The sequence below is a fragment of the Streptomyces sp. NPDC050211 genome, from assembly GCF_040656035.1.
Taxonomy (GTDB): domain Bacteria; phylum Actinomycetota; class Actinomycetes; order Streptomycetales; family Streptomycetaceae; genus Streptomyces.
Genome location: NZ_JBFALC010000009.1, coordinates 217342 through 230322 on the forward strand (window position 1 = coordinate 217342; position 12981 = coordinate 230322).

Sequence of the window (12981 nt, forward strand, 5' to 3'; positions counted from 1 at the left end):
CCTACTCACGGTCGTCGGCGGTCGCCCGCCGCCGCAGCCCGAAGAACACGCCCGCGCCCACGAGGACCACGGCTCCGGCCACGATGCCCACGACCACGCCCGTCGAGCTCGACGAGTCGTCGGAGCCGGACGCGGCCGGTACCGCCGACCACCAGCTCCAGTAGCCGTCCTGGCCGAAGATGTTGCCCGCCTTCTCCGGCATGGTGGTGATCGACTCGATCTGGTCCGTGCGGTACGCCTCGACCGCGTTCGGGTACGCCATGACGTTCATGTACCCGAGGTCGTACAGCCGCGACTCCATCTGCTTGACGAGATCGGCCCGTTTGGCCGGGTCGTACTCGGCCAGCTGCTGGGCGTAGAGCTTGTCGTAGGTCTTGTCGCAGATGAAGTTGTCGGTCGCGCCCACGTCGTCCGGGGTGGCGGGCAGGGCGCCGCAGGTGTGGATCGACAGCACGAAGTCCGGGTCGGGGTTGACGGACCAGCCGTCGAAGGCGAGGTCGTACTCGCCGGCGAGCCAGGGGTCGCTCACGTTGTCCAGGCAGTCGAGCGTGATGCCGATGCCGAGGTCGGCCCACCACTCCTTGAGGTACTGGCCGACGGCCTTGTCCTCGGGGTCGGTGGCGTGGCACAGGACGCGGTAGTTGATCGGCTTGCCGTCCTTGCCGACCCGCTTGCCGTCGCCGTTCTTCTTGTAGCCCGCCTGGTCCAGGAGCCGGCCCGCCTTCGCGGGGTCGTAGGCGATCTCCTGGTCGGCCGACGGCTTCCAGGAGTACGTCGAGAAGCGCGGCGGGATGTAGCCCTCGCCCATCACGGCGTGACCCTGGAAGACCTTGTCGATGATGGTCGTACGGTCGACCGCCATGAACAGGGCCTGCCGCACCCGCTGGTCCAGCAGGGAGGGGTCTCCGTTGCCGAACTTCTCGCCGTTCGCGGCCCGGGCGCCCGGGTTGGTGGCGAGGGCGTAGAAGCGGCGGCCGGGCGCGTCGTTGACCTTGATGTTCTGCTGGCCCTGGAGCGCGGACGCCTGAGCGGGCGTCAGGTCGGGGACGAAGGACACCTCGCCCTTCTGCAGGGCCGCCACGGCGGCGTCACCGTCCTTGTAGTACTTGAAGAGCAGCTCGTCGAACTTCGGGGCGCCGCGCCAGAAGCTCTTGTTGGGCTCCAGGCGTACGTAGCTGTCTGCCTTGTAGCCGGTGAGGACGTACGGGCCGTTGCCGACGACGGGGAAGTCCTTGTCGTTGTTGAACTTGGAGAAGTCCTTGACCTTCTCCCAGATGTGCTTGGGCACGATCGGCACATCGAGGGCGGCCATCGTGGCCTGCGGCTTGTTCAGCTCTATGACGAGCTGGGTGGGGCTGGTGGCCGTCACCTTCTTGAAGTTGGAGACGAAGCTGCCGTTCGCGGTCGCGGCGTTCTCGTCGGTCATCATCTTGTTGAACGTCCAGGCCGCGTCCTCGGCGGTGACCGGCTTGCCGTCCGACCACTTGGTGCCGGAGCGGATCGTGTACGTCCAGGTGAGCTTGTCCGCGGACGGCGTCCACTTGGTGGCGAGACCCGGGATCGCGTGGGCGTCCTTGGGGTCGTAGTTGGTGAGGTACTCGTACATCAGCCGGTGGACGCTGGTGCTGAGCAGACGGCTCGCCAGGAAGGGGCTCAGCGAGTCCACGCTCTGCGAGACGGCGACGGTGAGGACCTTCTTGTCGTCCGCGGCGGTGGCGGGCTGAGGGACCAGGACCGCCGACGTCGTGAGGAGGGCGGCGAGCATCAGGAGAAAGCGGGTCCGGAGTCTGACATGTCTGTTCAGCTGCATGGAACCTGACCTCGCGTCATCACTCGCACCGGCGGACAGTTTTCCGGTGTCTATCAGCGCCGCTCCGGGGCCGTCAATGGCGCCTGCACCCCTGGTGGCCTGCGGAAATAACAAGTTGATACGACAAACGCCCCCAGAGGTCCAGACCGGTGAAGCGTCCCTGGTGAGGGGCTGACGGCCTGTTTGGGCCGGTCCGCACCCGGACGGGTGGCGCCGACGTGCGAGTGATCCATTCCGGGCCGATATTGGCCGATAACGAACGGATCTTGACTCGGACCCGTACCGGGAGGCACTCCATGCGCAGAGCCACGCACGCCAAGTGGGCCGCATGCGCGGCGGCGGCAGCACTCGCGGCGACGGCCTGCGGGGGCGAGGACAGCGGCGGCGGCAGTGACACCGGCGCGGTGCTCTCCTCGTCCTGGGGCGACCCGCAGAACCCGCTGGAGCCCGCCAACACCAACGAGGTGCAGGGCGGCAAGGTCCTCGACATGATCTTCCGGGGACTGAAGCGCTACGACCCCGAGACCGGCGAGGCGAACGACATGCTCGCCGAGAAGATCGAGACGTCCGACTCGCAGAACTTCACCATCACCATCAAGGACGGCTGGACCTTCAGCAACGGCGAGAAGGTCACCGCGAAGTCCTTCGTCGACGCCTGGAACTACGGCGCCAGCCTGAAGAACAACCAGAAGAACGCGTACTTCTTCGGCTATATCGAGGGCTACGACAAGACGCACCCGGCGGAAGGCAAGCAGACCGCCGACACCCTCTCCGGACTGAAGGTCGTCGACGACAAGACCTTCACCGTCAAGCTCAGCCAGACGTTCTCGACCTTCCCCGACACCCTCGGCTACGCCGCGTTCGCCCCGCTCCCGCAGGCGTTCTTCGACGACCGCGACGCCTGGCTCAGCAAGCCCGTTGGCAACGGCCCGTACACCATCGACTCGTACACCAAGGGCTCGCAGATGTCGCTGCGCGCCTGGGACGCCTACCCCGGCGCGGACAAGGCGCAGAACGGCGGCGTCGACCTCAAGGTCTACACCGACAACAACACCGCCTACACCGACCTGATGGCCGGCAACCTGGACCTCGTCGACGACGTCCCCGCCTCCCAGCTGAAGAACGTCAAGGCCGACCTCGGCGACCGCTACCTCAACACACCCGCCGGCATCATCCAGACCCTCGCCTTCCCGTTCTACGACAAGAACTGGAACAAGCCCGGGATGGAGAAGGTCCGCACAGGCCTGTCCCGGGCCATCGACCGGGACCAGATCACCGACACCATCTTCCAGAAGACCCGCACCCCGGCCACCGACTGGACCTCCCCGGTCCTCGGCGAGGACGGCGGCTTCAAGGAAGGCCTGTGCGGTGACGCCTGTGAGTACGACGCCGCCGAGGCGAAGAAGCTCATCGAGGAGGGCGGCGGGCTTCCGGGCGGGCAGGTCAAGATCACGTACAACGCGGACACCGGCTCGCACAAGCAGTGGGTCGACGCCGTCTGCAACTCCATCAACAACGCCCTCGGCAACGACCGGGCCTGCGTCGGCAACCCGGTCGGCACCTTCGCCGACTTCCGCAGCCAGATCACCGACCTGAAGATGAGCGGACCGTTCCGGGCGGGCTGGCAGATGGACTACCCGCTCATCCAGAACTTCCTTCAGCCGCTCTACTACACCAACGCCTCCTCCAACGACGGCAAGTGGTCCAACAAGGACTTCGACAAGCTCGTCGACCAGGCCAACGCCGAGACCGACACCGCCAAGGCCGTCGGGCTCTTCCAGGATGCCGAGGAAGTCGTCCGGGACAACATGGCCGCCATTCCGCTCTGGTACCAGAACGGCAGCGCCGGCTTCTCCGAGCGGCTGTCGGACGTGAAGCTCAATCCGTTCAGCGTCCCCGTCTACAACGAGATCAAGGTCAGCTGACCCGCCGTGGGACGGTACGTCGCCCGGCGGCTGCTCCAGATGATCCCGGTCTTCATCGGAGCCACGCTGCTGATCTTCCTGATGGTGAACGTGATGGGCGACCCCATCGCGGGCCTGTGCGGCGACCGGCAGTGCGACCCGGCGACAGCGGCCCAGCTGCGGAAGGAATTCGGTCTCGATAAGCCGGTCGTGCAGCAGTACCTGACCTACATGGGCAACGTCTTCACCGGCGACTTCGGCACCGCGTTCAACGGCCAGCCCGTCACCGAGCTGATGTCGTCGGCGTTCCCGGTGACCATCCGCCTGACGATCGTCGCCATCCTCTTCGAGATCGTCATCGGCATCACCCTGGGCGTGGTGACGGGCCTGCGCCGAGGCCGCCCGATCGACACGTCCGTCCTCCTGATCACCCTCGTCGTGATCTCCGTCCCCACCTTTGTCACCGGCCTGCTGCTCCAACTGCTCCTCGGCGTCGAGTGGGGCTGGATCAAGCCGTCGGTCTCCACGGACGCGACCTTCGACGAGCTGATCGTGCCCGGCCTGGTCCTCGCCTCGGTCTCCCTCGCATACGTCACCCGCCTGACCCGCACCTCCATCGCGGAGAACAAGCGGTCCGACTACGTCCGTACGGCGATCGCCAAGGGCCTGCCCCGGCGCCGGGTCATCACGAAACACCTGCTGCGCAACTCGCTCATCCCCGTCGTCACCTTCATCGGCACCGACATCGGCGCGCTGATGGGCGGCGCGATCGTCACCGAGCGGATCTTCAACATCCATGGCGTCGGCTACCAGCTCTATCAGGGCATCCTCCGCCAGAACACCCAGACCGTCGTCGGCTTCGTGACCGTCCTCGTCCTGGTCTTCCTGGTGGCCAACCTGCTCGTGGACCTCCTGTACGCCGTACTCGACCCGAGGATCCGGTATGCCTGAACCGAAGGAGCCCGAGCGCGCCATCGCCGGCACCGGAATGGGAGGCGCGATGGACCTCGCGGAGAGTGAGGCGGAGACGCTGGAGAAGACGCCGGGCGGCCCGCAAGGCACCGGACCTCAGGGCAAACCCCGCTCCCTCTGGTCCGACGCCTGGCGCGACCTGCGCGGCAACCCCGTCTTCATCATCGCCGGGCTGGTCATCCTCTTCCTGGTCGTCATCTCGCTCTGGCCTTCGGCCATCGCCTCCGGCAACCCCCTCAAGTGCGACCTCGCCAAGGCCCAGGAAGGCTCCCAGCCCGGCCATCCCTTCGGCTACGACGGCCAGGGCTGCGACGTCTACACGCGCACGGTGTACGGCGCCCGGAACTCGGTCGCGGTCGGCGTGTGCGCCACGCTCGGCGTGGCGATCCTCGGCAGCGTGCTCGGCGGTCTGGCCGGTTTCTTCGGCGGGATCTGGGACTCGATCCTGTCCCGCATCACCGACATCTTCTTCGCGATCCCGGTCGTGCTCGGCGGTCTGGTCCTTCTGTCGGTGGTCACCAGCAGCACCATCTGGCCGGTCATCGGGTTCATGGTGCTGCTCGGCTGGCCGCAGATCTCCCGTATCGCCCGCGGCTCCGTCATCACCGCCAAGCAGAACGACTACGTCCAGGCGGCCCGCGCCCTCGGCGCCTCCAACTCCCGCCTTCTCCTACGCCACATCACACCCAACGCCGTGGCACCGGTGATCGTCGTCGCGACCATCGCGCTCGGCACGTACATCGCGCTGGAGGCGACCCTGTCGTACCTGGGCGTAGGCCTGAAGCCGCCCACGGTCAGCTGGGGCATCGACATCTCCGCCGCGTCTCCGTACATCCGCAACGCCCCCCACGCCCTCCTGTGGCCCTCCGGCGCCCTCGCCCTCACCGTCCTCGCGTTCATCATGCTCGGCGACGCGGTACGCGACGCCCTCGACCCGAAGCTGAGGTGACGCCGCCATGTTGCTTGAAGTGCGGGATCTGCACGTGGAGTTCAGGACGCGGGACGGGATCGCCAAGGCGGTCAATGGGGTCAGCTACGAGGTCGATGCCGGCGAGACGCTCGCCGTGCTCGGGGAGTCCGGGTCCGGGAAGTCCGTGACCGCGCAGACGATCATGGGGATCCTCGATATGCCGCCGGGGAGGATCACCGGCGGTGAGGTTCTTTTCCAGGGCAGGGACCTGCTCACGCTGAAGGAGGAGGCGCGGCGGAAGGTCCGCGGCGCCGAGATGGCGATGATCTTCCAGGACGCGCTGTCGTCGCTGAACCCCGTGCTCTCCGTGGGCGACCAGCTCGGCGAGATGTTCGTCGTCCACCGGGGCATGTCGCGCAAGGACGCGCGGGCCAAGTCGATCGAGCTGATGGACCGGGTCCGTATCCCGGGGGCCTCCCAGCGCGTCCGCGACTACCCCCACCAGTTCTCCGGCGGTATGCGCCAGCGCATCATGATCGCGATGGCGCTCGCCCTGGAGCCCGCGCTCATCATCGCCGACGAACCGACCACGGCCCTCGACGTGACCGTCCAGGCCCAGGTCATGGATCTGCTCGCCGAGTTGCAGCGCGAGTACAACATGGGGCTCATCCTGATCACGCACGACCTCGGCGTGGTCGCCGACGTCGCCGACCGCATCGCGGTGATGTACGCGGGCCGGATCGTCGAGTCGGCGCCGGTCCACGACATCTACAAGGCGCCCGCCCACCCGTACACCCGCGGCCTGCTCGACTCCATTCCGCGCCTGGACCAGAAGGGCCAGGAGCTCTACGCCATCAAGGGCCTGCCGCCGAACCTCATGAACATCCCGCCGGGCTGCGCCTTCCACCCCCGCTGCCCCCTGGCCCAGGACGTGTGCCGCACCGACGAGCCCCCGCTGTACGAGGTCTCCGAAGACCGGGGCAGCGCCTGCCACTTCTGGAGGGAGTGCCTGCATGGCTGAGCCGATCCTGGAAGTGCGCGGACTCGTCAAGCACTACCCGCTCACCCGGGGCATCCTCTTCAAGAAGCACGTCGGCGCCGTCAAGGCCGTGGACGGCGTGGACTTCGAACTCGCCCGCGGCGAAACCCTCGGCATCGTCGGGGAGTCCGGCTGCGGCAAGTCGACTGTCGCCAAGATGCTGGTCAACCTGGAGAGACCGACGTCCGGGTCGATCAAGTACAAGGGCGAGGACATCACCAAGCTGTCGGGCAAGGCCCTCAAGACCGTCCGCCGCAACATCCAGATGGTGTTCCAGGACCCGTACACCTCCCTCAACCCGCGGATGACGGTCGGCGACATCATCGGAGAGCCGTACGACATCCACCCCGAGGTGGCCCCGAAGGGCAACCGGCGGGGGCGCGTCCAGGATCTGCTGGACGTCGTCGGCCTCAACCCCGAGTACATCAACCGCTATCCGCACCAGTTCTCCGGCGGACAGCGCCAACGCATCGGCATCGCACGGGGGTTGGCGCTGCGCCCCGAGGTGATCGTCGCCGACGAGCCGGTGTCGGCGCTGGACGTGTCCGTGCAGGCGCAGGTGATCAACCTGATGGAGCGGCTGCAGGACGAGTTCGAGCTGTCGTACATCTTCATCGCGCACGACCTGTCGATCGTCCGGCACATCTCGGACCGGGTCGGGGTGATGTACCTCGGGCGGATCGTGGAGACCGGACGGGACGCCGAGATCTACGACCATCCGACGCACCCCTACACCCAGGCGCTGCTCTCCGCGGTGCCCGTCCCGGACCCCGAGGCGCGCGAGCACCGGGAGCGGATCATCCTCGCCGGCGATGTCCCGTCCCCGACGAACATCCCCTCCGGCTGCCGCTTCCGCACCCGCTGCTGGAAGGCACGGGAGCGCTGCGAGCTGGAAGTGCCGCCGCTCGCGGTGCCCCCGGAGTTCAGGGCAGGCGGCCCCGCGGCGCACGACTCCGCCTGCCACTTCGCGGAGGAGAAGCAGGTCGTACCGGCCGAGAACACGGAGTAACACAGAGGCAACTCCGCCGACCCGTTTCCGATATACGGACGCGCCAATCTCTACAACGTACGGCCGTGCGGGTGCCGTAAACGGGCTGGGACGCGCCATGTCGTCCCAGCCCGTTGCCGTCTAGGTCAACCCCAGCGAGCGCTTCAGGAAGTCCACCTGAAGCAGCAGCAGGTTCTCGGCGACCTGTTCCTGCGGCGTCATGTGCGTGACCCCCGACAGCGGCAGTACCTCGTGCGGGCGGCCGGCGGAGAGCAGGGCCGAGGAGAGGCGGAGGGCGTGGGCGACGACCACGTTGTCGTCAGCCAGGCCGTGCACGATCATCAGCGGGCGGTGCGGCTCGGCGGGGGAGGACAGACCGTCGTCCGTGACCAGGGAACTCTTCGCGTACGACTCCGGGTGCGCGGCCGGGTCGCCCAGGTACCGCTCCGTGTAGTGCGTGTCGTACAGCCGCCAGTCGGTGACCGGGGCGCCGGCGATGCCCGCGTGGAAGACGTCCGGGCGGCGCAGCACCGCGAGCCCGGCGAGCCAGCCGCCGTAGGACCAGCCGCGGATCGCGACCCGGGAGAGGTCCAGCGGGTGGCTCTTCGCGAGGTCCTGCAACGCCTCGATCTGGTCGTCGAGGGAGACGGTGAGGTCGTGGTGGACCGCCTTCTCCCAGGCGGGGGAGCGGCCGGGGGTGCCGCGGCCGTCGGCGACGACCACCGCGAAACCCTGGTCGGCGAACCACTGCGAGGTGAGGTGGGCGTTGTGCGCGGCGACCACGCGGGGCCCGTGCGGACCGCCGTACGGATCCAGCAAAACCGGAAGAGGCGCATCCCCTTGGTGGTCCTGAGGCAACAGCACGGCGCACGGGATGCGCCGTGCGCCCCCCTCGGTGAGGATCATGCGCGGCGACATTCCGGGATCTTCGGCGTACGAGGGGATGATCGCCGCCCTCTTTCCGTCCCGCAGCACCTGCACCTGCGCCCCCGGCTTGTCCGGCACCGCCGACACCAGGACCGTCACGCCCCCGGAGCGCACGGCCGAGTGCACGCCGGGCTCCTGGGAGAGGCGCTCCATGCCGAGTTCGTTGACCCGGTAGACGTGCACTTCGCCGGTCTCCGGGGCGGCCGCGTCCTCGCCCGCCGACGCCGAGACCAGCACGTCGTCGTCGGAGACGTCGAGCACGGCGCGCAGGTGCAACTGCGGTCCCGTCAGCGGGCGTTCGCCGACCGCGAGGACCCGGGCGCCGCCCTCGTCGGCGATCCGCACGAGCTGTCCGGAGGGGCTCCAGCAGGGCACCCCAGGGAAAAATTCCAGCCATGTTGGATCTTCGTCCGCGTGCACCATACGGGTGGCCCCGGTGTCCGGGTCCACGGCCAGGAAGAGCTGGCTGCGCTGGTCCCGGGCCTGGACGAGCAGCAGCGGCGCACCCGCCGCTGACCAGTGCACATGCGCCAGATACGGGTAGCGCGCCCGGTCCCAGACGACCTCCGTGCGGGTCCCGTCGAGGCCGATCACGAACAGCCGGACCTCCGCGTTGGCGCTGCCCGCCACCGGATACGCGACGTGGTTCGGGTCACGTTCCGGATGGGCCGGGTCGGAGATCCACCAGCGCTGCACCGGCGTGTCGTCCGCCCGCGCGACCAGCAGCCGGTCCGCCTCCGGCGCCCACCAGAAGCCCCGTGACCGGCCCATCTCCTCGGCCGCGATGAACTCGGCCAGTCCGTACGTCACTTGCTCCGACTCCGGCTCCGCGAGCGCCCGGTCACCCTCGCCCTCGGCGCCCACGATCCGCAGGGCGCCCCGGACGACGTAGGCGATATGCCGTCCGTCGGGGGCGGGGCGCGGGTCGATCACCGGTCCGGGGACGGGGAGTTCGCGTGCCGTGCCGGCCCGTAGCTCGGCCGTGAAAAGCCGCCCTGACAAGGTGAAGGAGGCCAACTCGACGGCCGTGTCGGTGGCGTAGCCGACGATGCCGGCGCCGGACTCGCGGCTGCGTTCGCGGCGTGCGCGTTCCTCGGGCGACAGGTTCTCCGACGTGCCGCCGAGCAGGGCGCGCGGCTCGGCCGCCACGCGCTCCCCGCCGTCCGGAAGGTCCAGCACCCAGAGCGAATTCGCCCGGTCTGTACCGGAACCCGAGCGCAGGAACACGACACGGGAACCGTCGGGTGCCACGGTGAACGAACGCGGCGCGCCGAGCGTGAATCGCTGGGTGCGCGCGTGCCGTCGGGGGAAAGAGTCGGGCTCTGTCGTCATGCCCCGACCATATTGGCCATGCGCCCCCTTGTGCGGCCGTGCGCCGACGGATGCGCATGCGCCGATAGTTATGATCACTGGCGTCGCGTGGGTATGAACCTGCTGGCTGTCGTATGGATTTACAAGGTGCCCTGCTCTGACTGGAGGTGAACCGCCGTGGCACTCTCGATCTCGGCGGTGGTGCTGCTGGCGATCATCGTCTTCCTGCTGGTCAAGAAATCAGGCCTCAAGGCGGGACACGCGGTCGTCTGCGTGCTGCTGGGCTTCTATCTCGCCTCCTCGACCGTCGCTCCCACCATCAGTGAGCTGACGACGAACCTCGCCGGGATGATCAGCAGCATCAAGTTCTGATCCACACCTTTAGGGTGGGTGCCATGACGGACCTGCCCGCTCGGCGTCTGCTGCTGGTGCACGCGCACCCGGACGACGAGTCGATCAACAACGGCGCCACCATGGCCAAGTACGCCGCCGAGGGCGCCCAGGTGACCCTGGTCACCTGCACCCTCGGTGAACTGGGCGAGGTCATCCCGCCCGAACTGCGCCACCTGACCGGCACCGCCCTCGGCGAGTACCGGCAGCGCGAGCTCGCCGCCGCCATGGCCGAGCTCGGCGTCGAGGACTTCCGTCTCCTCGGCGGCCCCGGCCGCTACCGCGACTCCGGGATGATGGGCCTGGCCGACAACGACGACCCCGCCTGCTTCTGGCAGGCCGACGTCGACGAGGCCGCCGCCCATCTCATCGAGGTGATCCGCGAGGTACGGCCCCAGGTCCTCGTCAGCTACGACCCGGGCGGCGGCTACGGGCACCCCGATCACATCCAGGCCCACCGGGTGGCCATGCGCGCCGCCGAGCAGGCGGGCGACCTCGGAATCCGGAAGGTCTACTGGAACCGCGTGCCGCGCCCCGTCGCCGAGGCCGCCTTCGCCCGGCTCCAGGACGACCTGCCCGGCCTGCCCTTCGACAAGTCGGCCGCCGTCGACGACGTACCGGGTGTGGTGGACGAGACAGAGGTCACCACCGCGATCGACGGCACCCCGTACGCCGCCGTCAAGGCCGCCGCGATGCGCGCGCACGCCACGCAGATCGACGTGGCCGAGCCGTACTTCGCCCTGTCCAACGAACTCGCGCAGCCCCTCTTCACCACGGAGTACTACCAACTGGCCCAGGGGGAACTCGCCCTTCCGGGAGAGACCGACCTGTTCGCCGGAATCGAGGAGGCGTCATGACCCAGCAGGGCTCCATGCTCGCCCAGCCCCCGCACCGCCCGTCCGCCGTGCGGGCCGCCGCCTATCTGGGCCTCTTCGTGCTCGGCGCGGTCGTCGGCGTGGCCGGGGCGCTGGTGCAGTCCGCGTGGATGCCGGGCGGGCTGCTGCTCGCCCTCGCCGGCGAGGCCGGGGCCTGTCTCGGCGGGGCGCTCGCCGCGCGCAGCAGAGGCGGGGCCGTCGCGCCGGCCGGCGGCTGGATGCTCGCCGTCATCCTGCTCACCGCCAGCCGTCCCGAGGGCGACTTCGTGTTCGCCGCGGAAGGCGGCTCCTATCTCTTCCTGCTCGGCGGTATGGCTGTAGCTGTGATCTGCGCCACCCTTGGCCCGGGGCGGCAACCGGGCGGCGGCCCCGTCCGACTTGGGAAATGACGTAACACTTCGCCGGTTCGTGCTCGTGTTGGTCCCGTGTGGGTTTCCGAGGCGGTCGTGGGATACGGGCCGGAAGTGGCCAGTATGGTGGTGGCCGCCGCCGAGCCGCCCGAACTGTGTTGAGGTCGAAACGGGCGGCGGAGCCAACCGGGAGAACCTGCCTTGAGTCGTGAAACTGACAGTCCGTCCTCCGGGCCCAACGGGCGCGGCGGAGCCGCCTACCCCTCGGGCACGCCGCCGTACGGGACCCCCGCGGTCTCCGGCGACGGTCCGGACACGGGCCGCGCGGCCACGCAGCCGGAGGAACGCAAGACCGAGACCACGCTGACGACCCGGGTGCGGATCAACATCCCCGGGTCACGGCCCATTCCGCCGGTCGTCGTGCGCACACCCGTCGCGGACTCCGGCACCGCGGACGACACCGACGCCCCCGCGCCGGGGCCCGGTTCCGCCACGTCCATGGGCACGGGCACCGTCGAGGCTCCCGCCGAGCCCACGGCCCCGCAGCCGGCCGCCGAGGAGAAGACGAGCGACTGGTTCGCGCCACGCCCGACCTCGAAGGGCAAGGGCGGTCCCAGCGGCCCCTCCTCCAACGGGGGTGCACCGTCCGGTGGTTCGGGCCCGGGTCCGTCCGGTGGCGGTGCGGGTGCGGGCGCTCCCGGTCGTACGGGCGCTCCCGGCGGTCCGCGTCCGGGCGCTGCCGGTACCGGTCGGCCCGGTGGTGTGGTCGGTTCCATGGGCGTGCCGGGCGGCTCCCGCCCCGGCTCCACGAACGGCTCCGGGCTGCCCGGCGCCACCGGCGGACCCGTCGCCCCTGGACACGGCGGCGGCACCGGTTCCTTCGACGTGACCGAGGCGCTGGCGGCCGGGCCGCGTGGCAACGGGGCGCGTCCGGGTTCGGACGGTGGCGAACCGAACCGCGACGACCTGCCGTACTTCTCGGACAACGACCGCGGCGGCCAAGGCGGTTCGGGCGGCTACGGCGCCCAGAACGGTCAGGCCGGCCCCGCGGGTCCCGGCGGGCCGAGCGGCTTCAACGGACCGGGCGGCCGTGGCGGCTCCGGCGGACCCCAGGGCCCCGCGGGCCCGACCGGCGGTCCGGTCACCGGCGACGGCCCGATGGTGCCGCTGATCGGCGTCGGGCCGGGCGGTGGCCCGGACGGCTTCGGTGGCGGGCCCGGCGGTGGCCCGGACAGCTTCGGTGGAGGGCCCGGCAACGGCCCCGACGGGTTCGGCGGAGCGCCGGGCGGCTCAGGACGTGACTTCGGCGCTCCGGGCGGCCGGGGCGGCGACTTCGGCGGGCCGGGCGACGGACGCGGCGGCCGTGGCGGCGCGGGCGGTGCGTCCGGTGGTTACGGCGGCCCGAGCGGCGGGCCCGGCGCTCCGGGTCGGTTCGCCGCCCCCGGGATACCACGCGGCACGGGTGAGCCTGGCGTTCCCGGCGCTGCGAGCAGCGCCCCTGGTCC

The 12981-nt window shown here is 69.6% G+C and carries 10 protein-coding genes and 1 pseudogene; 9 read left to right on the forward strand and 2 right to left on the reverse strand.

Annotation, left to right across the window (positions count from 1 at the left end):
* Position 1: 1 nt before the first annotated feature.
* Positions 2 to 1765, reverse strand: a complete 1764-nt coding sequence (locus AB0I98_RS12770) for a peptide ABC transporter substrate-binding protein (RefSeq protein WP_362939534.1) — start codon at positions 1763 to 1765, stop codon at positions 2 to 4.
* Positions 1766 to 2106: 341 nt separating this feature from the next.
* Between AB0I98_RS12770 and AB0I98_RS12775 the strand changes: the two genes are divergently transcribed.
* The 5 genes from AB0I98_RS12775 to AB0I98_RS12795 are packed head-to-tail and all read left to right on the forward strand — an operon-like array spanning position 2107 to position 7644.
* The gene (locus tag AB0I98_RS12775; protein ID WP_362939483.1) at positions 2107 to 3735 is read left to right on the forward strand and encodes an ABC transporter substrate-binding protein; all 1629 of its coding nucleotides are present in this window, start codon (positions 2107 to 2109) and stop codon (positions 3733 to 3735) included.
* Positions 3736 to 3741: 6 nt separating this feature from the next.
* A complete protein-coding gene (locus AB0I98_RS12780) occupies positions 3742 to 4665 on the forward strand; it encodes an ABC transporter permease (RefSeq protein WP_362939486.1) in 924 nt (307 codons plus the stop codon).
* Entirely contained in the window at positions 4658 to 5635 is a 978-nt protein-coding gene (locus AB0I98_RS12785) for an ABC transporter permease (protein WP_362939489.1), read from the forward strand. The genes AB0I98_RS12780 and AB0I98_RS12785 overlap by 8 nt, the downstream gene beginning before the upstream one ends.
* Positions 5636 to 5642: 7 nt before the next feature.
* A complete protein-coding gene (locus AB0I98_RS12790) occupies positions 5643 to 6617 on the forward strand; it encodes an ABC transporter ATP-binding protein (protein ID WP_362939492.1) in 975 nt (324 codons plus the stop codon).
* Positions 6610 to 7644 carry a dipeptide ABC transporter ATP-binding protein gene (locus AB0I98_RS12795; RefSeq protein WP_362939495.1) on the forward strand — a complete coding sequence of 345 codons (1035 nt, stop codon included), beginning with the start codon at positions 6610 to 6612 and terminating at the stop codon, positions 7642 to 7644. Before AB0I98_RS12790 ends, AB0I98_RS12795 begins: the two co-directional genes overlap by 8 nt.
* 120 nt (positions 7645 to 7764) lie before the next feature.
* Here AB0I98_RS12795 and AB0I98_RS12800 read toward each other — a convergent pair whose 3' ends face one another.
* A complete protein-coding gene (locus AB0I98_RS12800; protein WP_362939498.1) occupies positions 7765 to 9882 on the reverse strand; it encodes a prolyl oligopeptidase family serine peptidase in 2118 nt (705 codons plus the stop codon).
* Positions 9883 to 10038: 156 nt separating this feature from the next.
* Here AB0I98_RS12800 and AB0I98_RS12805 point away from each other — a divergent pair, with 156 nt between their 5' ends.
* From AB0I98_RS12805 to AB0I98_RS12820, 4 genes and pseudogenes are all read left to right on the forward strand, one after another.
* The gene (locus AB0I98_RS12805; protein ID WP_301983775.1) at positions 10039 to 10233 is read left to right on the forward strand and encodes a hypothetical protein; all 195 of its coding nucleotides are present in this window, start codon (positions 10039 to 10041) and stop codon (positions 10231 to 10233) included.
* A gap of 23 nt (positions 10234 to 10256) precedes the next feature.
* On the forward strand, positions 10257 to 11108 hold the full coding sequence (gene mshB / locus AB0I98_RS12810; RefSeq protein WP_362939501.1) for an N-acetyl-1-D-myo-inositol-2-amino-2-deoxy-alpha-D-glucopyranoside deacetylase: 852 nt from the start codon (positions 10257 to 10259) through the stop codon (positions 11106 to 11108).
* Positions 11105 to 11515 (forward strand): DUF6113 family protein, encoded by a 411-nt coding sequence (locus tag AB0I98_RS12815; RefSeq protein WP_362939504.1) that lies wholly within the window; start codon positions 11105 to 11107, stop codon positions 11513 to 11515. The genes mshB and AB0I98_RS12815 overlap by 4 nt, the downstream gene beginning before the upstream one ends.
* Positions 11516 to 11677: 162 nt before the next feature.
* Positions 11678 to 12981 (forward strand): annotated as a pseudogene (locus AB0I98_RS12820) (hypothetical protein); the annotation flags it as partial.